This is a genomic window from Burkholderia sp. ABCPW 11 (assembly GCF_001523445.1).
Taxonomy (GTDB): domain Bacteria; phylum Pseudomonadota; class Gammaproteobacteria; order Burkholderiales; family Burkholderiaceae; genus Burkholderia.
Genome location: NZ_LOVM01000098.1, coordinates 19,111 through 39,047, shown reverse-complemented (window position 1 = coordinate 39,047; position 19,937 = coordinate 19,111). Strand labels below are relative to the sequence as shown.

At 69.1% G+C, this 19,937-nt stretch carries 14 protein-coding genes; 3 read left to right on the top strand and 11 right to left on the bottom strand.

From position 1 onward, the window contains the following. Positions 1-18: 18 nt before the first annotated feature. From WS61_RS31675 to WS61_RS31640, 8 genes are all read right to left on the bottom strand, one after another. Positions 19-2,028 (bottom strand): ATP-binding protein, encoded by a 2,010-nt coding sequence (locus WS61_RS31675; protein ID WP_059506548.1) that lies wholly within the window; start codon positions 2,026-2,028, stop codon positions 19-21. Positions 2,029-2,032: 4 nt separating this feature from the next. Beyond that, complete coding sequence (locus WS61_RS31670; protein ID WP_059506547.1) at positions 2,033-3,322, bottom strand: dicarboxylate/amino acid:cation symporter; 1,290 nt, start codon at positions 3,320-3,322, stop codon at positions 2,033-2,035. Positions 3,323-3,678: 356 nt separating this feature from the next. Next, complete coding sequence (locus WS61_RS31665) at positions 3,679-5,364, bottom strand: cation acetate symporter (protein WP_059506544.1); 1,686 nt, start codon at positions 5,362-5,364, stop codon at positions 3,679-3,681. An 11-nt stretch (positions 5,365-5,375) separates the two neighbouring features. After that, positions 5,376-5,681 (bottom strand): DUF485 domain-containing protein, encoded by a 306-nt coding sequence (locus WS61_RS31660; protein WP_034208474.1) that lies wholly within the window; start codon positions 5,679-5,681, stop codon positions 5,376-5,378. Positions 5,682-5,784: 103 nt separating this feature from the next. After that, the gene (locus tag WS61_RS31655) at positions 5,785-6,990 is read right to left on the bottom strand and encodes a CaiB/BaiF CoA-transferase family protein (protein WP_059506692.1); all 1,206 of its coding nucleotides are present in this window, start codon (positions 6,988-6,990) and stop codon (positions 5,785-5,787) included. Between the two features lie 29 nt (positions 6,991-7,019). Further along, on the bottom strand, positions 7,020-8,156 hold the full coding sequence (locus WS61_RS31650; RefSeq protein WP_059506542.1) for an acyl-CoA dehydrogenase family protein: 1,137 nt from the start codon (positions 8,154-8,156) through the stop codon (positions 7,020-7,022). A gap of 14 nt (positions 8,157-8,170) precedes the next feature. Beyond that, positions 8,171-9,367, bottom strand: coding sequence for an acyl-CoA dehydrogenase family protein (locus WS61_RS31645; protein WP_059506540.1), 1,197 nt, complete (start codon positions 9,365-9,367; stop codon positions 8,171-8,173). 29 nt (positions 9,368-9,396) lie between these two features. Further along, positions 9,397-11,532: a 3-hydroxyacyl-CoA dehydrogenase NAD-binding domain-containing protein gene (locus tag WS61_RS31640; protein WP_059506538.1), complete on the bottom strand. Its 2,136-nt coding sequence runs from the start codon at positions 11,530-11,532 to the stop codon at positions 9,397-9,399. Between the two features lie 238 nt (positions 11,533-11,770). Between WS61_RS31640 and WS61_RS31635 the strand changes: the two genes are divergently transcribed. The 3 genes from WS61_RS31635 (at position 11,771) to WS61_RS31625 (ending at position 16,922) form a co-directional block, all read left to right on the top strand. Beyond that, complete coding sequence (locus WS61_RS31635; protein ID WP_059506536.1) at positions 11,771-12,733, top strand: LysR family transcriptional regulator; 963 nt, start codon at positions 11,771-11,773, stop codon at positions 12,731-12,733. Between the two features lie 83 nt (positions 12,734-12,816). Continuing rightward, the gene (gene ggt / locus WS61_RS31630) at positions 12,817-14,691 is read left to right on the top strand and encodes a gamma-glutamyltransferase (protein ID WP_059506534.1); all 1,875 of its coding nucleotides are present in this window, start codon (positions 12,817-12,819) and stop codon (positions 14,689-14,691) included. A 395-nt stretch (positions 14,692-15,086) separates the two neighbouring features. Beyond that, complete coding sequence (locus WS61_RS31625) at positions 15,087-16,922, top strand: YadA family autotransporter adhesin (RefSeq protein ID WP_059506532.1); 1,836 nt, start codon at positions 15,087-15,089, stop codon at positions 16,920-16,922. A 120-nt stretch (positions 16,923-17,042) separates the two neighbouring features. On the opposite strand, the gene WS61_RS31620 is transcribed toward WS61_RS31625, so the two are convergent. Genes WS61_RS31620 through tauA form a run of 3 tightly spaced genes read right to left on the bottom strand, consistent with a single transcriptional unit; the run spans position 17,043 to position 19,877 of the window. Beyond that, entirely contained in the window at positions 17,043-18,020 is a 978-nt protein-coding gene (locus WS61_RS31620) for an ABC transporter permease subunit (protein WP_059506531.1), read from the bottom strand. Then, positions 18,020-18,820: a taurine ABC transporter ATP-binding protein gene (locus WS61_RS31615; RefSeq protein WP_059506529.1), complete on the bottom strand. Its 801-nt coding sequence runs from the start codon at positions 18,818-18,820 to the stop codon at positions 18,020-18,022. The genes WS61_RS31620 and WS61_RS31615 overlap by 1 nt, the downstream gene beginning before the upstream one ends. 40 nt (positions 18,821-18,860) lie before the next feature. Then, complete coding sequence (gene tauA, locus WS61_RS31610) at positions 18,861-19,877, bottom strand: taurine ABC transporter substrate-binding protein (RefSeq protein WP_059506527.1); 1,017 nt, start codon at positions 19,875-19,877, stop codon at positions 18,861-18,863. Positions 19,878-19,937: the final 60 nt, after the last annotated feature.

Genomic DNA, 19,937 nt, shown 5'->3' with positions numbered 1-19,937 from the left:
CGACCGGGCCTGCTCACGCTAATGCGAGCCCGCCGGCTCGGACACGGAGTCCGGATGATGCGTGCGGGCGCGCCGCAGCGTCAAGACGAACAGCGCGCCGCCCGACGGTGCGTTGCGTGCGGTCAGCGCGCCGCCCGCGTCGCTCGCGATCGACGACGAGATCGCGAGGCCGAGCCCGAGCCCGCGCCCCATTTCCTTGGTCGTGAAGAACGGCTCGAACAGGCGCGGCAGCAAATCGGGCGCAATGCCGGAGCCGTTGTCGCGCACCTCGACCGCGAGCGTCGCGGCCGACACCGCGATCGTCACCTCGATGGCCGGCGCCGCGACGCCGGCCACCGCGTCGAGCGCGTTGCCGAGCAGGTTGATCAGCACCTGTTCGAGGCGCAGGTCCTCGCAGCGCGCGACGAGTTCGGGATAGTCGCGCGCCAGATCGAGCGGCGCGTCGCGCGCGGGCGAGACGGTCGCATCCTGCAGCGTCAGCGTGAGCGCGACGCCGCGCAGGCGCTCGTCGAGCAGCGACAGCACGCTGCGCAGCGCGCGCACGACGAGCGCCTGCTCGTTGCGCGGCTTCGCGCGGCCGACGAACAGCTTCAGCTGGTTGGTGATCTTGCCCATCCGCTCGGTGAGCGCGGCGATCGCCTCGAGATTCTCGCGCGCGGCGGCCTGCTCGCCGCGATCGAGCAGCACGCGCGTGTTGTCCGAGAAGCTGCGCAGCGCCGCGAGCGGCTGGTTCAGTTCATGCGTGATGCCGGCCGCCATCTGGCCGAGCGCGGCGAGCTTGCTCGCCTGGATCAGTTCGTCGTGCGCGGCGCGCAGCTCCTGCTCCGCGCGGATCCGGTCGCCGACTTCCTTCTGCAATTGCTCGTTCGCCTCCGACAGATCGGCCGTCCGCTCCTCGACGCGCCGGTTCAGCTCCGCGTACGCCTGCTGCAGCAGCGCGCGGCCGCGGATCATCTCGCGCACGCGGGCGCGGCGCATCCGCCAGTAGAACGCGAGCAGCGCGACCGACACGAAGCCGAAGCCGGTGACGATCGTGGCGTTGCGCGCATCGGCATCGATCGGCGCGATCGGCGCGAGCGTGACGAGCAGCCAGTCGGGCTCGCCGATCCGGCGCTTACTGGCGAGGAAGCGCGGCGCGCGCCGGCCGGCACCGAGGCGCACGATCTCCGCATCGGCGCCGAGCGTCTGCTCGACACGCAGCGGCAGCGGCGTGACCGGCTGCTGCGCGTACTGGCGCGTTTCGTAGATCGACGCGGCGACGGGCCCCGTGAGCGGGCGCAGCGTGTGGTACTTCCAGGCGGGCACGGACGACAGGAACACGACGCCGTGATCGTCCACGACGACGAGCGGCTCGGACGCGTCGGCGCCCTGGAACCATTCGAGATTGAGCTTCACGACGACGACGCCCGCGATCTTGCCGTCGCGCCACACGGGCTGCGAGATGTAGTAGCCGGGATCGCGCGAGATCGTGCCGATCCCGAAGAAGCGGCCGACCCGGCCGTTCATCGCATCGAGGAAATACGGGCGGAAACGGTATTCGATCCCGACGAAGCTGTCGGGTGCGCGCCAGTTGCTGGCGGCGACGCACAGGCCGTCCGCGCCGATCACGTAGGTGACGGTAGCGTGCGCGTGTTCGTTGAGATCTTCGAGATAACGATTGACGCGGGCGGTGTAATCGCCGCGCTTGGGCTCGGCCAGGAGGTCCTGCACGTACGGATGGCTGCCGAGCAGATAAGGCAACGATTCGTAGCGGTCGAGCGTGCTCTTGAGCGCGTTGGTGGTGCGCTCGACGCGCACCGCGGCATTGCGCTGCAGCTCGGCGACGCCCCGCTGCCACGTGATCGTCCACGTGAGCGCGCACGCCGCGACGAGCGCGGCGGCGAGCACGACGAGGATGAGCAGGCGGCGCGTCACGGTCGAGGCTTCCTGGCGATGCGGATCGCCTATTGTGTCATAGGCCTCCGCCCCGATGCCCCGACCGCCGCGGGCCGCACGGCCGGCGGGCCGTGCCGCCGCCTGCTCGTTCATCGCGTCAGACGCCGGCCGTCTCGGTCGGCGCGACTTCGGCGCCGCCCTTCAGCGCCTGGCGCAGCTTGTTGCGGTCGAGCTCCTTCTCCCACGCCGACACGACGACGGTCGCGACACCGTTGCCGACGATGTTGGTCAGCGCGCGGCATTCGCTCATGAAGCGGTCGATGCCGAGGATCAGCACCATGCCCGACAGCGGGATCGTCGGCACGACGGCCAGCGTCGCGGCGAGCGTGATGAAGCCCGCCCCCGTCACGCCGCTCGCGCCCTTGGACGTCAGCATCGCGACGGCCAGCAGCGTGAGTTGCTGCATCCACGTCAGCTCGATGTTGGTCGCCTGCGCGATGAACAGCACGGCCATCGTCATGTAGATGTTGGTGCCGTCGAGGTTGAACGAATAGCCGGTCGGCACGACGAGGCCGACGACCGAACGCGAGCAGCCCGCCTTCTCGAGCTTTTCCATCAGCTGCGGCAGCGCGGCTTCCGACGAGCTCGTGCCGAGCACGATCAGCAGCTCTTCCTTGATGTACGACACGAAGCGGATGATCGAGAAGCCGGTGAAGCGCGCGATCGCGCCGAGCACGACGAGCACGAACACGACCGACGTCAGGTAGAACGTGCCGATCAGCTTGAGCAGCGGCACCAGCGAGCCGACGCCGTACTTGCCGATCGTGAACGCCATCGCGCCGAACGCGCCGATCGGGGCCAGCTTCGTGACGATGTGCACGATGCCGAACAGCACGCGCGTCAGGCCGTCGATGAAATCGGTGACCACGCGGCCGCGCTCGCCGAGGTGTGCGAGCACGCTGCCGAACAGCAGCGCGATCAGCAGGATCTGCAGGATTTCACCCTGCGCGAACGCGTCGACCATCGTGTTCGGGATGATGTGCATCAGGAAATCGACCGTCGATTGCCCGTGCGCCTTCGCCGCGTACGACGCGACGGCCTTGCCGTCCAGCGTCGCCGGATCGATGTTGAAGCCGACGCCCGGTCGCAGCAGGTGCGTGGCCGCGAGGCCGAGCACCAGCGCGAAGGTCGACACGATCTCGAAGTACAGCAGCGCCTTGCCGCCGACGCGGCCGACCTTCTTCATGTCCTCCATGCCGGCGATGCCGGTGACGACCGTACAGAAGATGATCGGGCCGATCACCATCTTGATCAGCTTGATGAACCCGTCGCCGAGCGGCTTCATGTCGGTGGCGAGCGCCGGGTAGTAGTGGCCGAGGATCACGCCGACGATGATGGCGAAGATCACCTGCACATAGAGCACTTTGTAGAAGGGTTTCTTCTTCACGATGGTTCCTGCTGAAGTAGATGATGAGCCGGTGGAAACGGCGTCACGCGCGCGGGCGAATGTCTCGGGAGAAAGCCAATCGCCCGCGCGGCTGCCGTGCCGCAACAAGCGATGCCTCAGAACATCCGACAGGGGAGGAAGGCGCTGGTCATCGATTGTCTCCTTGATGTAATAGTCAGGCCGAGGGGCGGCCATGCGCTTTATATTGCAAGGTCGATGCCAGGTTTCCGGAACCCCTCAAACCATTGTTTTCATTGTATTTCCCACAATGCGGCAGGCAAGGAAATCCGGGATTCCGGATTTCCGGAAAAGATCCGTCCGGCGATCCGGACGGATGGGCACATTGATCCGACGAATCAGTGCTGCACGGCCCGGCTCGCGAGCACGCCGGTCTGCGCGTAGAACTCCTGCCGCGCGAACGCGTCGCGCTCGCGGCGCGCGCGCTCGCCGCGATCCGCGAGCGAGCCGACGACGATCCCGACGAACGCGAGCGGCACCGACACGAGCGCCGGGTTGTCGAGGAACACCGGCGCGTGCGCATGATGCAGCACGTCGACCCACACCGACTTCGACAGCACCGTGAGCGCGACCGCCGACACGAGGCCGAGGCCGCCGCCGAGCACTGCGCCGCGCGTCGTCATCCCGCGCCAGAAGATCGACATCGCGAGCACGGGGAAATTCGCGCTCGCGGCCACCGCCGCGACGAGCCCGACCATGAACGCGACGTTCACGTGCTCGAACAGGATCGACAGCGCGATCGCGACGGCCGACAGCACGATCGTCGCCGCGCGCGAGATGCGCATTTCCAGCCGCTCGTCGGGCTTGCCGCGCGCCCACATCTGCGCGTACAGGTCGTGCGAGATCGTCGTCGCGCCCGCGAGCGTCAGGCCGGCGACCACCGCGAGGATCGTCGCGAACGTGACGGCCGCGATGAACCCGTAGAACCAGTTGCCGCCGACCGCCTGCGCGAGCTTCACCGCGACCATGTTGGAGCCGCCGAGCAGGTCGTGCGTCAGGTTGAACGTGCCGTTCGCGCCGAGCCGGAAGAATTCCGGATGCTGCGCGAGCAGCACGATCGCCGAGAAGCCGATCACGAAGGTCAGCAGGTAGAAATAGCCGATGAAGCCCGTCGCGTAGAGCACCGACTTGCGCGCCTCCTTCGCGTTCGGCACCGTGAAGAAGCGCATCAGGATGTGCGGGAAGCCGGCCGTGCCGAACATCAGCGCGATGCCGAGCGACAGCGCATTGGCCGGATCGCGGATCAGCTTGCCGGGCCCCATGATCGACAGCGCGCCCGGATGCACGGCCACCGCGCGGCGGAACATCGCGTCGATGTCGAAGCCGAATTCGCCAAGCGCCAGCAACGCGAGCAGCGTCGCGCCGAGCAGCAGCAGCACGGCCTTGATCACCTGCACCCAGGTGGTCGCGGTCATCCCGCCGAAGAACACGTAGACCACCATCAGCACGCCGACGATCAGCTCGGCCGTGCCGTACGACAGCCCGAACAGCAACTGGATCAGCTTGCCCGCACCGACCATCTGCACGACGAGGTACAGCACGACGATCGTCAGCGCGTTCGCGGACGTCAGCAGCCGGATCGGCCGCTGCGCGAAGCGGTACGCGACGACGTCGACGAACGTGAACTTGCCGAGGTTGCGCAACGGTTCGGCGATCAGGAACATCACGAACGGCCAGCCCACCAGGAAGCCGATCGAATAGATCAACCCGTCGAAGCCGAACATGAACACCATGCCGGACAGCCCGAGGAACGACGCGGCCGACATGTAGTCGCCCGCGATCGCGAGCCCGTTCTGCAGGCCGGTGATGCCGCCGCCGGCCGTGTAGAAGTCGCGTGTCGAGCGCGTGCGGCGCGCGGCCCAGCGCGTGAGCGCGAGCGTCGCGAACACGAACGCGAAGAACATCCCGATCGCGACCGGGTTCAGCTCGACCTTGTCGGGCATCGGGCCGGCGACGCCGGTCGCATGGGCGGCGGAGGAAACGAGAACGGCCAGCGCGCCGAGCGCGCTCGAAAGGAATCGCATGTCGGCCTCCGTTACGAACGCTGCAGGATCGCGTCGACGCGGCGATCGAACGCGCGGTTCGCGCGCAGCACGTAGCACGCGGTCAGGCCGATCGCGACGAGGATGATCGCGACGCCCGCGGCGATTCCGACCGTCGTCGTCGCGCCGCGGTACAGCGGCGCGGCGAGCACGTGCGGCGCGAGCGCGACGAGCAGGATGAAGCCGTAGTACGTGGCGATCATCAGCGCCGTCAGCATGAAGCTGAAGCGGCGCCGTGCCCGCACGAGCTGCTGGTAGTCAGGGCGCGCCGTGACCGATTCGATGACGGAAAGCTCCATGTTGTCTCCAATATCGTCTCGTCGTATCGCGAGAGCTGTCTCGTGGATGGTCGGCGCGTGTCGACTGCTCCGCCCGCGCCGCGGCGGCAATCCCTGCAACGCGTTACACGACGCAATCCGCACGCAGCCGCGCAACCGCGTCGGCCGACATCCCGAGCCAGTCGCCGAGCACCGCGTCGGTATCCGCGCCGAGCACCGGCGGCGCACCGCGCACCGGCAGCCGCGCGCCGTCGAAGCGGTACGGCGGCGCGAGCACGTCGACACCGCCCGCGACCGGATGCGGCTGCCGCGTGACGAGCCCGGCGCGGGTGGCGCGTTCCGACGTCAACGCTTCGTGCAGCCCGAGCACTTCGCCGCACGGAATGCCCGCGGCGGCGAGCGCCGCCAGCAGCGTCGCACGCGAGCGGCGCGCGAGTTCGCGGCGAATCTCGGGCAGCAGGTCGGCGCGATTCTCCGAACGGCCGAGGTTGGTCCTGTAGCGTTCGTCGGCCGCGAGATCGGGCCGCTCGATCGCGTCGCAGAAGCGCGCGAACTGCGTGTTGTTGCCGACCGTGATCACGAGCGGGCCGTCGGCCGCATCGAATACGCCGTACGGCACGATCGACGGATGCGCGTTGCCGTAGCGCGGCGGGTCCTCGCCCATCAGCAGCGCATCGAGCCCGTAGTACGCGGTGATCATCAGCCCGCAGTCGAACAGCGCCATCTCGATGCGGCGACCGCGCCCCGTCGCATGGCGTTCGTAAAGCGCGGCGAGGATCGCCTGCGCCGAATACATGCCGGTGAACAGGTCGACCGCCGCGACGCCGAACTTCAGCGGCGGCTGGCCGGCCTCGCCGTTCAGCGCCATCAGTCCGGCCTCGCCCTGGACGACGAGGTCGTAGCCGGGCCGCGCGGCCTCGGCGCCCGATCGGTCATAGCCGGAGATCGCGCAGTGCACGAGGCGCGGATTCAGCTCGGCCAGCGCGTCGTAGCCGAGCCCGAGCTTCTCCGCGCCGCCGAACTTGAAGTTGTGGAGCACCACGTCGGCCCGTGCGGCCAGCTCGCGCGCGATGCGCTGGCCGGCTTCCGTCTGCAGGTCGACGCAGATCGAGCGCTTGCTGCGGTTCACGCTGTTGAAATAGGTGGTTTCGGTGTCGCCGATCCGCAGCCCCCAGTCGCGCGTATCGTCGCCGCGCGCCGGATGCTCGACCTTGATCACTTCCGCGCCGAAATCGGCGAGCACCATCGCGCACCACGGGCCCGCGAGCACGCGCGAGAAATCGAGCACCTTCACGCCGGCCAGCGGCAGCGCGCGCGCTTCGTTCGTCATCGTCGTCTCCTCCATTCGCGTTTGCACCGTTATCGTTTCGACAGCGCGATGTAGCGCGCGAGATGGTGATCCTCGTCGCCGAGCTGGTGATCGATCATCACGAGCCGCTTCGCGTAGTGCGCCAGCGGCAACTCCCACGTCATCCCGATTCCGCCGTGCAGCTGGATGCTTTCCTCGGCGACGAGCGTGCCGATCCGGCCGATGCTGTATTTCGCCGCCGCGAGCGCGCGCTCGCGCACCGCGCGCGGCGCATCGAGCTGCGCGGCCGCGTTGATCACGGCCGAGCGCGCCTGCTCGACTTCGAGCAGCAGATCGGCCATCCGGTGCTGCAGCGCCTGGAAGCTGCCGATCGGCAACCCGAACTGCTTGCGCGTGCGCAGATACTCGAGCGTCGCTTCCTTCGCGACGTCCATCGCGCCGAGCGCTTCCGCCGACAGCGCCAGCAGCCCGTAGCCGAGCACGCGTTCGAGCAGCTCGGCGCCCGCTTCGCCGTCGTGCGCGCCGAGCGCCGCATCGGCCGGCAGCGCGACGCGCTCGAAGCGCACTTCGGCCGCGCGGCCGCCGTCGATCTTCCGGTAGTCGCGCAGCGACACGCCCGGTGCATCGGCCGGCACGACGAACAGGCCGATGCCGGCCGCGTCGTCGTCGCGCCCCGACACGCGCGCGCTGACGACGAAGAACGCCGCCTGCGCGGCCTGGTCGACGACGCCCTTCGCGCCCGTCAGCACCCAGCCGTCGCCTGCACGTTCGGCGCGCGTGCGCACGGTCGTCAGCTCGTAGTGCGAACCCGGCTCGTCGTGCGCGAATGCGGCGCTCGCGCTGCCGTCGATCAACGCGGCGAGCTTGTCGCGATGCGCATCGCCGCCCGCGAGCGACAGCGCACGGCCGGCCAGCAGCGCGCCGAGGAACGGCTCGACGACGAGCCCGCGCCCGAGGCATTCGAACACCGCGGCGATGTCGAAGCCAGCGCCGCCGAAGCCGCCGTCGGCTTCCGGAAACAGCGCGCCGACCGTGCCGAGTTCGGCGAAGCGCCGCCACATCGCGCGGTCGAAGCCTTCGGCCGACTGCGCGATGCGGTCGCGCACCGGGAACGCGTACTGTTCGGCGATGAAGCGGTTCAACGTGTCCGCCAGCATCCGGCGATCTTCTGTGTGCTGAAAATCCATCGTCGCGTCCCTCGTTACAGCCCGAGCATCATCTTCGCGATGATGTTCTTCTGGATCTCGTTCGAGCCGCCGAAGATCGACAGCTTCCGGTTGTTGAAATACTGCTGCGCGGCGCTCGCGGCTTCGTCGGGGCCGACCGGTTCGCCAGCGTAGTCGGCGTCGAGCGCATCTTCGACGAACGGCTGCGCATACGGCCCCATCGCGCGCCGCATCAGCGCGGTGATCTCCTGGCGAATCTGCGTGCCGCGAATCTTCAGCATCGAGCTTTCCGCGCCCGGCACGCCTCCGCCCGCGACCGCGGCCAGCACGCGCAGGTTGGTCGTGCGCATGTTTTCCAGTTCGATCTCGACGCGCGCGACGCGTGCCGCGAAGAACGGATCGTCCGCGAGCGGCCGGCCGTTCTTCGTGACCTTCGCGGCCACCGCGCGCAGCCGGTCGAGGGCAGCGGTCGAGAAGCCGATGCCGGCGATGTTGGTGCGCTCGTACGTGAGCAGGTATTTCGCGCAGGTCCAGCCGCGATTCTCTTCGCCGACCAGGTTTTCCACGGGCACGCGCACGTCGGTGAAGAACACCTCGTTCACCTCGTGCTCGCCGTCGAGCGTGATGATCGGGCGCACCTCGACGCCCGGCGTGTTCATGTCGATCAGCAGGAAGCTGATGCCTTCCTGCTTGCGCACGTCGGTCGCGGTGCGCACGAGGCAGAAGATCATGTTCGCGTAGTGGCCGAGCGTGGTCCACGTCTTCTGGCCGTTCACGACGTAGTGATCGCCATCGCGCACCGCGCTCGTCTTCACCGCCGCGAGATCGGAGCCGGCGCCCGGTTCCGAATAGCCCTGGCACCACCAGTCGGTGCCGTCGAGAATGCGCGGCAGCCAATGGCGCTTCTGTGCGTCGCTGCCGTACTTGATCAGCACGGGGCCGAGCATGTTCACGCCGAACGGCACGATGCGCGGCGCGCCGGCGAGCGCGCATTCGTTGTCGAACAGGAACTTCTGCGCGACGCTCCAGCCAGGGCCGCCGTATTCGCGCGGCCAGTGGCTCGCGAGCCAGCCGCGCGCGTTCAGGATCGCGTGCCATTCGCGCATGTCGTCGCGCGTCAGATGCAGCCCGCCCTTCACCTTGCGCGCGATGCGCTCGGGCAGTTCGGCTTGCAGGAAGCGCTGCACTTCCGCGCGGAAGGCTTCTTCTTCGGGCGTGAAATCGAGGTCCATCTTCGTTCCGTTGCAAATGCGGTTGGCGTTCAGTCGATGCGGTTCAGGCTCGCGAAATCCGCGCCGCGCGCGACGAGATCGACGAGCAGCGGCGACGGCTTCCAGAACAGCGGATCTTCCTTCGCGAACGCGCGGATATCGGCGAGCACGTTCGCGAGGCCGACCGTGTCCGCGTAGTGCATCGGGCCGCCGCGATAGCGCGGGAAGCCGTAGCCGTACAGGAACACCGCGTCGACGTCGAGCGGGCGCAGCGCGATCTTTTCGTGCACGACGTTCGCGCCTTCGTTGATCATCGCGGCGAGGTAGCGGCGCAGGATCTCGCCGTCGCTGAACGTGCGCGGCGTGACGCCCTTCTTCGCGCGTTCCTGCGCGACGATCGCCTCCACTTCCGGGTCGGGCGTGCCGACGCGCGCGCCGTCCGGATACAGGTAGTAGCCGCGGCCGGTCTTCTGCCCGAACCAGCCGCGCTCGCACAGCCGGTCGGAAATCTCCACGTAGCGCGCGTTCGGGTCGCGCGTCGCCGCGCGGCGCTTGCGGGTCGCCCAGCCGATGTCGCCGCCCGCGAGGTCGACCACCTGGAACGGGCCCATCGGGAAGCCGAACTCGCGCACCGCGCGATCGATCTGGTACGGCGACGCGCCGTCTTCCATCAGGTAGTCGGCCGCCGTCCGGTAGACGGCGAGGATCCGGTTGCCGATGAAGCCGTCGCATACGCCCGCGCGCACCGGCGTCTTCTTCAACTGCTTCGCGAGCGCGAACGCGGTCGCGACGACGTCCGGGCTCACGCGCGCCGGCACGACGATCTCGAGCAGCTTCATCACGTTGGCCGGCGAGAAGAAATGCAGGCCGATCACGTCGGCCGGCCGGTCGATGCTTGCGGCGAGCGCGTCGATGTCGAGATACGACGTGTTGGTCGCGAGCACCGCGCCCGGCTTGCACACGCGGGCGAGCTCGGCGAACACGGCCTGCTTCACGGCCATGTCCTCGAATACGGCCTCGATCACGACGTCGGCCTGCGCGAGCGCGTCGTACGACGTGCTGCCCTTGAAGCGCGCGAGCCGCGCCGCGTGCGCGGCCGGCGTCATCCGCCCTTTCGCGACGAGGCCGTCGTACACCTTCTCGACGTGCGCGCGGCCGCGCGCGAGCGACGCTTCGTCGCGCTCGATCATCGTCACCGGCAGCCCCGCGTCGAGCGCCGCGACCGCGATGCCCGCACCCATCGTGCCGCCGCCGACCACGCCGATCCGCTCGACCGGCCGTGCGCTCGCGCGCCGCGCCTCGGGCGCCTTCGCCGCCTCGCGCTCCGCGAAGAACGCATGCACGAGGCCCGCACGCTGCGGGCTGTCGAGGCACTGCAGGAACAGGCTCCGTTCGAGCTTCATCCCCGCATCGAACGACTGCGTGAGCGCGGCCTCGACCGCGTCGACGATCTTCGCCGGCGAGAAAAGGCCGCGCGACTTCTTCGGCAGTTCCGCGCGCGCCGCGTCAAGCGCGGCCTGCGCGGCCGCGCGGTCTGCCAGGCCCTGCGCGTCGCGCGTGCGGCGCACGGGCGCGCCGAGCGACACGAGCTCCTGCGCGTACGCGAGCCCTTCGGCGAGCGTATCGTCGCTGTGCGCGATGCGATCGACGAGGCCGAGCGTGAGCGCCTCCTCGGCGCTCGCATGGCGGCCCGTCAGCATCAGGTCGAGCGCGGCCTTCGCGCCGATCAGGCGCGGCGTGCGCTGCGTGCCGCCCGCGCCGGGCAGCAAGCCGAGCGTCACTTCGGGCAGCCCGAGCTTCGCGCCCGGCACCGCGAGCCGGTAGTGCGCGGCCAGCGCGACCTCCAGGCCGCCGCCGAGCGTCGCGCCGTGCAGCGCGACCACGACCGGCTTCGTGCTCGACTCGATGCGTTCGCACACGTCGGGCAGCGACGGCGGCACGGGCGGCTTGCCGAATTCGCGGATGTCGGCGCCCGCGATGAAGTTGCGGCCGGCGCCGACGATCAGCACCGCGCGGATCGCGTCGTCGGCCTGCGCGGCGTCGATCGCGTCGGCGAGGCCGCGCCGTACGTCGGCGGACAGCGCGTTGACGGGCGGATGGTCGATCGTGACGACGAGGATCTTGTCGCGCCGCTCGCGCGTGACGGTGCCCGTCTGGGCGGGTTCGTGGGAAGCGGGTGAATTCATCGTGTCTCCAAGTGCGGTGCGCCTGGCGGACGGCACCGCCCGCCAAGCCGGCGGGCGGTGCCGGTTCGCGAGCTGTCCCATGCGGCGGGAAACGATCCGGCGTGGTTGCCGGGCATGACCCGATTCTCGATTGATCGAGATTCGTTGACAATTCCCGCACGCTTTTACAAGCTGTCAAGTCCGACTTGACACCGAATCTTTCCGACCGTTAAACGGGCCGGATCAGGAGACACCCCGCATGGACCTGAACGCGCTGACGCTGCTCGTCGAGATCCTCGACGCCGGCAATCTCAGCAAGGCCGCGCAGCGGCTCAAGATGAGCCGGGCGAACGTCAGTTACCGGCTGAACCAGCTCGAGCGCTCGATCGGCCAGCAGCTCGTGCGGCGCACGACGCGGCGCATGGAGCCCACCGAGATCGGACTGAAGCTGTACGAGCACGGCCGGCGCATCCGCAACGAACTGCTCGCCGCGCAGGAATCGGTGACCACGCTCGGGCAGGATCTGCAGGGACGCGTGCGGCTGTCGGTGCCGAGCGGCTACGGGCAGATGGTGATGTCCGACTGGCTGCTCGCGTTCAAGCGGCGACATCCGGGTATCGTGCTCGACGTGGTGTTCGAGAATCGCGTGGAAGACCTGATGCGCGACGAAGTCGACATCGCGATCCGCGTGATGTCCGAGCCGCCGCAGAACCTCGTCGCGCGCGACATGGGCGCGGTGCGCTACGTCGCGTGCGCGTCGCCCGCGTTCGCGGCCGCGCACGGGATGCCGGCGAGCCTCGGCGCGCTGGCCGCCGCGCCGGTCGTCACCGCGACGGTGATGGGCCGGCAACTCCGGATCGCCGCGTATCTCGGCGACGAACGCCACGAGGTGCTGCTCGAACCCACGCTGATTTCGGAGAACTTCCTGTTCCTGCGCCAGGCGATCCTCGCGGGGGTCGGCGTCGGCATCGTGCCCGACTACGTGATGCAGGACGACCTGCGCCGCGGCGCCGTCGTCACGTCGCTCGACGCGTACCGGCTCAGCATCTTCGGCACCCACATGTACATGCTCTACATGCCGAACCGCCACCATACGCGCGCGACGTCGACGTTCATAGAGTTCATCCTCGAACAGGCCGGAAAGACCGGCCGCGGCGGGCCCGGCGGGATGCGTCAGGGTTTCCTGTCGGATGACAAGCCGCCGGCCACGCGGCGACAATAGCGCGCCGGGGCGGGCAGCGCCGTTGCGTCAGCGCCAACGTCGACGCCGCCGTCTCCTTCGAATTCACTGCTGCCGAGGGTTCAATGTTCGACCGGATTCGTCCGCATTCGCGTCCCTGGACGCTGCTCGCCGCCGTCGCGCTCGTCGCGCTCGACGCCGGCTGCACGTCCCCGTCCGCGCCGTCGGGCGCCGTCGTCCCGGTTGCCGCCGCGTCGGGCGCGGCCGTCCCGCTGCCCGGCGTTCACGCGCCCGAACCGTCGTCCGGCTGGACCGACAAGTCGGGCTGGACCTCGCAGCACTTCATGATCGCGGCCGCGAACCCGCTCGCCACGCAGGCCGGCTACGACATGCTGAAGGCCGGCGGCACCGCGATCGACGCGGCCATCGCGACGCAGATGGTGCTCGCGCTGGTCGAGCCGCAATCGTCGGGCATCGGCGGCGGCGCGTTCATGCTGTACTTCGACGGCAAGACGACGCAGGCGTACGACGGCCGCGAGACCGCGCCGGCCGCCGCGACCGAGCGCCTCTTCTACGGGCCGACCGGCCAGCCGATGGGCTTCTACGAAGGTGTCGTCGGCGGGCGCTCGGTCGGCACGCCGGGCGTGCTGCGCATGCTCGACGCCGCGCACCGCGCGCACGGCAAGCTGCCGTGGCGCCGGCTGTTCCAGCCGGCCATCCGGCTCGCCGAGCGCGGCTTCACGATCAGCCCGCGGCTCGCGATGCTGATCGCGAACGACAAGTACCTGCACGACGACCCGGCCGCCCGCGCGTACTTCTACAATGCGGACGGCACGCCGAAGACTGCCGGCACGGTACTGAAGAATCCCGCCCTCGCGACCGTGCTGCGCCAGGTCGCCGACCGCGGCGCGAACGCGTTCTACAGCGGCGCGATCGCGCGCGACATCGTCACGAAGGTGCGCAAGCACCCGACCAACCCGGGACTGCTGTCGCTGCAGGATCTCGCGCGCTACAAGGCGAAGGTGCGTGCGCCGCTGTGCGCCGACTATCGGCGCTCGGTGGTCTGCGGGATGCCGCCGCCATCGTCGGGCGGCCTCGCGATCGCGCAGATGCTTGGCATTCTCGAGGCGATGCCCGACTGGCAGCAGATCGGCGCGCAGAAGCCGGTGCGCAACGAGCTCGGCTACGAGCCGACGCCGTTCGCCGCCCATCTGTTCAGCGAAGCCGGGCGTCTCGCGTACGCGGACCGCGCGCGCTACGTGGCCGATCCCGATTTCGTGCCGCTGCCGGGCGGCAACTGGGCGAGCCTCACCGACAAGACCTATCTCGCGCAGCGCGCGCGGCTGATCGGCGACAACAGCATGGGTGTCGCACAGGCCGGCACGCCCCAGGGCGCGACGCTCGCGACGGCCGACGACCGCAGCGCCGAATTGCCGTCGACGTCCGACATCGCGATCGTCGACCGCTACGGTCAGGCGCTGTCGATGACGACCAGCATCGAGGACGCGTTCGGCTCGCGGCTGATGGTGCGCGGCTTCATGCTGAACAACCAGCTCACCGACTTCTCGTTCGCGTCGACCGACAACGGCCGGCCGATCGCGAACCGCGTGCAGCCCGGCAAGCGGCCGCGCTCGGCGATGTCGCCGGAACTCGTGTTCGACAAGAAGACGAAGCAGGTGACGATGATCGTCGGCTCGGCCGGCGGCCCCGCGATCATCAATCACGTCGCGAAGACGCTGGTTGGCGTGCTCGACTGGGGGATGACGATGCAGCAGGCGATCGCGCTGCCGAACTTCGGGTCGATGAACGGGCCGACGCAACTCGAACGCGGCCGCGTGTCGGACGCGCTCGTCGACGGGCTGAAGGGCCGCGGGCACGACGTGCAGATCGTCGAGATGAACTCGGGGCTGCAGGGAATCCAGCGGCTGAACGTGCAGGGGCAGACGGTGTGGTTCGGCGGCGCGGATCCGCGCAGGGAAGGAGTGGCGATGGGGGAATGAGGCCGGTAACGCATGCGCGATCGTTGCGCATCGAACTGACGGCCCTCCCCTCCTCCACCGACGCATTGCGCCATGAATGCGACGACGCGCCTTCCGGACGTCGTCGCCGTTTCCCGGCTATGTGGCCCCCCACCCGTCGCTCCCCTCATCGCATCGCGACATCGAACCGCCGCGCGATCGCGCACCCATAGCGTGTCCTATCCGCGCTAAATCACTTTCGTAACTGTCTGATCGACGACGCCTGCGTCCGTCCGTATAGTCGCTCGCTCAGTCCGGGCCCACGCGATAGCGGTCCGCCACCCGCGGCAACGACGCTGCGCCCCGCGCCTTTCGACGAAGCCGCACATGGATCCCGGGCTGCATCGAACATCTCATCGATCAGGATTACGAATAATATGTCACGCACATCCGCTGCAGATTCCCGTACCGCTCGGATCCGCTCGCATGCTTGTCCCGAACGGCAACGCGCGCCCTCCGCCCGCCTGCCGGCACTCGCCGTCGCCATCGCCGCGCTCGCACCGTACTACGTCCATGCGACCGAAAACGATCTGGTTCAGCACTACCTGACGATCAAGGACGGCGCCGGCGGCGAGCCGACCGCGTCCGGAGCCGGGTCGATCGCGATCGGACCTGGCGCAAAGGCGAATGGCGAGACGGGCGAGGACTACTCGGCGCTCGCGATCGGCGCACATGCCACCGCCGATGGGCGCGCCACCGTGGCCGTCGGCGAAGCCGCCCATATCCAGGGCGACCGCTCGAGCGCGGTCGGCGTGTCGTCGTACGTCACGGGCGATCGTTCGAGCGCGTTCGGTTCGTCATCGCGAGTCGAAGCCGTGCGCGGCGTGGCGCTCGGCGCGGACTCCAAGGTCACCGCCAACGGTGCGGTCGCGCTCGGCCAAGGTAGTGTCGCCGACCGCACGAATACCGTGTCGATCGGCACGGCGAGCACCCAGCGCCAGCTCGTCAACCTCGGCGCCGGCACCCGCGACACCGACGCTACCAACCTGTCGCAGCTGAAACCCGTCGTCGCCGCGCTCGGCGGCGATGCGACCGTCGACGCGAACGGAACCGTGCGCGGCCCGACCTACACGGTCGACGGACAATCGTTCGACAACGTCGGCGGTGCACTGACCCAGCTCGACGGACGCGTCACGACGATCGACGGACGTGTCGCCACCGTCGAAAACAACGTGACGTCGATCCGCAACGACGTCACCGATCTCGGCACGCGGCTCGACAACGGCACGGCCGGCCTCGTCCGGCAGGATCCGGCGAGTCTCGCGATCTCGATCGGCGCCGGCAAGGGCGGCACGTCGGTGAGCGTCGCCGGCACGGACGGCACGCGCACGCTGACCGGCCTGTCGAACGGCATCGGCGACACCGATGCCGTGACGGTCGCGCAGCTCAAGGCGACCGGGCTGATCGATCCGAACGGCAAGGCGCTCGGCGCGATCGTGTACGACGACCTGAAGCTGGATCGCGCTACGCTCGGCGGCGTCGGCGGCACCTTGCTCGACAACGTCAAGGCAGGCGCCATCGCGGCGAACAGCATGCAGGCCGTGAACGGCGGGCAGCTCTTCTCGATGCAGCAGCAATTCGAAACTCGCCTGGAATCGCTCGACACGCGCATCAACAACATCGAGCAGGTCGGCCCCGGCACCAGGCCGCCGATCGGCGAGCAGGGCGGCCAGTTGGCGCAGCTGGGCGACGGCTCCGGCGCGACCGGCTCGAACTCGATGGCGCTCGGCCAGAATTCGAGCGCATCCGGCAACGGCAGTCTCGCGCTCGGCAACAACGCGACCGCATCGGGCCAGAATTCGGTTGCACTCGGCAACGGCTCCGTCGCCGATCGCGACAACACGGTGTCCGTCGGCGCGCCGGGGCAGGAGCGGCAGATCACCCACGTGGCGCCCGGCACTGCCCCGACCGATGCCGTGAACGTCCAGCAACTGAACGACCACATCCGCAGCGTTCGATCCGACATGGATCACTATCGACGTGACGCAAGCGGCGGCATCGCATCCGCCGTCGCGATCGCGAACCTGCCGCAGGCGTCGCTGGCGGGCGAAAGCATGGTCTCGGTCGCCGGCGGCACCTACAGCGGGCAATCGGCCGTCGCGTTCGGCGTGTCGACCGCCACCCGCAACGGGCGCTGGGTGGTCAAGGCGTCCGGGTCGACCAATACCCGCGGCACGGTCGCGGTCGGCGCCGGCGCCGGCTATCGCTGGTAACGCGCGCCACGGCGGCACCCTCCGCTTCAAACGGCAGGGGCCTGGGTTAGATCGACACGCACCCCGGCCCCTCGTCTTCTCGACGCGGGCGCCAACCGGCGTCCGTGCAGCCTGTACGGCCTACCCTCGCCCCTTCCACGGCACCACCCGCCGCTCGACCCACCGCATCGCCAGATCGAACAGCCATGCGATCGCGCCGATGATCAGGATCCCCATCACGACGATGTCGGTGCGCAGGAAGCTCGATGCGTTGAGCACCATCTGCCCGAGTCCGGCCGTCGCGGCGACCATCTCGGCCGCGACGAGCGTCGTCCAGCCGAACCCGATCGCGATCCGCAGCCCGGTGAGAATTTCCGGCAGCGCAGCCGGCAACACGACGTGCCGCACGATCTGCGCGAAGCTGCCGCCGAGCGAGTACGCGGCGTTGATCTGCTCGACCGTCGCCGCGCGCACGCCGGCGCGTGCGGCCATCGCGATCGGCGCGAAGCATGCGAGGAAGATCACGACGAGCTTCGCCGTCTCGTCGATGCCGAACCAGATCACGACGAGCGGCAGATACGCAAGCGGCGGCAGCGGCCGGTAGAACTCCAGCAGCGGATCCAGCACGCCGCGTGCGATGCGGCTCACGCCCATCAGGATGCCGGCCGGCACACCGATCGCGGTGGCAAGCGCGAACGCACCGAACACGCGGGCAGCGCTCCACAGCAGATGGTCGGACAACGGCAGGCCGCCCTGGATACGGCCGTGCCACGCGTCGACGAACGCCGTCCATACGGCTTCCGGCGCGGGCAGGAACAGCGGCGGCAGCCACTGCAGATGCGTCGCGACCCACCACAGCACGGCCAGCGCTGCGATCGTCGCCGCGCTCAGCGCGGCCGTCTTCCCCTGCCCGGGCAAGCGATAACGGCCCGACGAACGACGCGCACGCACGGCACGCGCCGCAGCCTCTGCCCGCGTCGTGCGACCGTCGTCCGGCTCGAAATCCGCGGCCGTTCGGTCGGCCGCCCACGAATCCTGCGTGCTCATGGTGTCCTGCCTGTGCAATGTACTGATCCGGCCACGCCCGACGGACGCACCCTGCCTCGCGAACTCGTGCATCACGCGGTCCCGGCGACTACCGGCTCGTCGCGATGCAGATACGCGATCAGCCGCTCGCGCCATCCGATGAATTCCGGCGACGACTTCACCGCACGTGCATCGCGCGTTTCGACGTAGCGGCGCGCGAACGGCAATTCGAAGGTTTCCGCGATCCGGCCGGGGCCCGGCGTCATCACGACGAGACGCGTCGCGAGAAAGAGCGCCTCCTCGACGTCGTGCGTGATGAAGAACACCGTCTTGCCTGTCCGCGCCCACACGTCGAGCACGAGCGCCTGCATCGTGCCGCGCGTCATCGCATCGAGCGCGCCCATCGGCTCGTCCATCAGCAGCACGCGCGGATCGCTCGCGAGCGCGCGCGCGATGCCGACGCGCTGTTGCATCCCGCCCGACAGTTCGTACACGCGCGCGTGCGCATGGCGCTCGAGGCCGACGAGCGCGAGCATCTCCGCCGCGCGCGCTTCGCGTTCGGCCTTCGACACGCGTGCGAAGCGCAACCCGAGCGCGACGTTGTCGAGCACGTCGAGCCATGGCAACAACGCGTATTTCTGGAACACGACGCCGCGATCGGCGCCGGGGCCCGTGATCGGCACGCCGTCGACGGATACGTCGCCCGTCGTCGGTGCGACGAAGCCGGCCATGCAGTTCAGCAGCGTCGTCTTTCCACAGCCGGACGCACCGAGCGCGACGACGAATTCACCGGCATCGATGCGCAGGTCGACGCGCGCGAGCGCCTGCGTCGTCGGCCTGCCGCGCTCGCCCGGATAGGCGACCGATACCTGGCGGACTTCCAGCGTACTCATGATCGAAGGGCTCCGCGATGAATGGGCCGAATGACCGCGCTCAGCGCGCGGCCTTCTGCACGAACTGCGGATCGACGCCCGCCGAATAGTCGGCGAGCACCGTCTGGATCGTGCCTTGCGATTTGAGGAACGCGGCCGTGGCCGCGAGCGACTTCGCGGCGCCCGATTGCGCGCCGCCGCCGAGCCACGTCGGCGAAGCCTGCTCGGCCGCCGTCGGGAACGCATAGAGCGCGAGGCTCGCGGGCACATCTGCCGCGTTCGCGCCCGACACCTTCGCCACCGCCGCGACCTGCGGCGAGCCGACCTTCCACGCCGCGGCATGCGCGCGGTAGTCGGCGTCGGCGGCCGCGAGCACCTTCACGAAGCGCGTGACGAATTCGGGATTCTCGCGCGCGAACTTGCGGCTCACGACGAAGCCGTCGAAGGTCGACTTGCCGCTTTCCTTCGCAACTTGGCCCGACGTCGTCAGCACCGTGCCCGACTGCTTAACCTTCGCGAGCACCGGATCCCAGATATAGGTCGCGTCGATGTCGCCGCGCGTCCATGCGGCCGCGACTTCGGGCGGACGCAGGTTGACGATCTTCACGTCGTTCGGATTCACGCCCGCGGCCTGTAGCGCGACGAGCGTATGGAAGTGCGACGTCGACACGAACGGCACGCCGATCTTCTTGCCCTTGAGTGCGGCAACGCTGGTCACGCCCGAGCCGTTGCGCGCGACGAGCGCCTCGGCGTCGTTGATGTTATCGAGCACCCAGAACAGCGAGATATCGAGCCCCTGCGACAGCCCGGCCGCGATCGGGCTCGAACCGGCTTCGCCGAGCTGCACGGAGCCCGACGCGAGCGCGCGGATCACGTCGGCGCCGCTGTCGAGCTTGCGGAACGTGACCTTGTAGCCGGTCGCCTTTTCGACTTCACCGCTCGCCTGCGCGTAGCGCCACGGCACGACCATGTCCTGGTACGCGATCACGACTTCGCGCGATTCGGCGTGCGCCGCGCCGAGCGCGGCAAAGGCGGTCAGCGCGACGGCGGCGCGGCGGATGAAGCTGAAACGGGACATGCGGCTCTCCTTCGGAATGCGGGCGTTGCAAGCGGAGAGCCGACTTTACGAGCTTTGCGC

What these genes read in the sequence shown, in the direction of transcription:
- WS61_RS31675 (WP_059506548.1), bottom strand. Translation starts at nt 2,028, where the DNA reads ATGAACGAGCAGGCGGCGGCACGGCCCGCCGGCCGTGCGGCCCGCGGC.
- WS61_RS31665 (WP_059506544.1), bottom strand. Translation starts at nt 5,364, where the DNA reads ATGCGATTCCTTTCGAGCGCGCTCGGCGCGCTGGCCGTTCTCGTTTCC.
- WS61_RS31660 (WP_034208474.1), bottom strand. Translation starts at nt 5,681, where the DNA reads ATGGAGCTTTCCGTCATCGAATCGGTCACGGCGCGCCCTGACTACCAG.
- WS61_RS31655 (WP_059506692.1), bottom strand. Translation starts at nt 6,990, where the DNA reads ATGACGAACGAAGCGCGCGCGCTGCCGCTGGCCGGCGTGAAGGTGCTC.
- WS61_RS31650 (WP_059506542.1), bottom strand. Translation starts at nt 8,156, where the DNA reads ATGGATTTTCAGCACACAGAAGATCGCCGGATGCTGGCGGACACGTTG.
- WS61_RS31645 (WP_059506540.1), bottom strand. Translation starts at nt 9,367, where the DNA reads ATGGACCTCGATTTCACGCCCGAAGAAGAAGCCTTCCGCGCGGAAGTG.
- WS61_RS31640 (WP_059506538.1), bottom strand. Translation starts at nt 11,532, where the DNA reads ATGAATTCACCCGCTTCCCACGAACCCGCCCAGACGGGCACCGTCACG.
- WS61_RS31635 (WP_059506536.1), top strand. Translation starts at nt 11,771, where the DNA reads ATGGACCTGAACGCGCTGACGCTGCTCGTCGAGATCCTCGACGCCGGC.
- ggt (WP_059506534.1), top strand. Translation starts at nt 12,817, where the DNA reads ATGTTCGACCGGATTCGTCCGCATTCGCGTCCCTGGACGCTGCTCGCC.
- WS61_RS31625 (WP_059506532.1), top strand. Translation starts at nt 15,087, where the DNA reads ATGTCACGCACATCCGCTGCAGATTCCCGTACCGCTCGGATCCGCTCG.
- WS61_RS31620 (WP_059506531.1), bottom strand. Translation starts at nt 18,020, where the DNA reads ATGCACGAGTTCGCGAGGCAGGGTGCGTCCGTCGGGCGTGGCCGGATC.
- WS61_RS31615 (WP_059506529.1), bottom strand. Translation starts at nt 18,820, where the DNA reads ATGAGTACGCTGGAAGTCCGCCAGGTATCGGTCGCCTATCCGGGCGAG.
- tauA (WP_059506527.1), bottom strand. Translation starts at nt 19,877, where the DNA reads ATGTCCCGTTTCAGCTTCATCCGCCGCGCCGCCGTCGCGCTGACCGCC.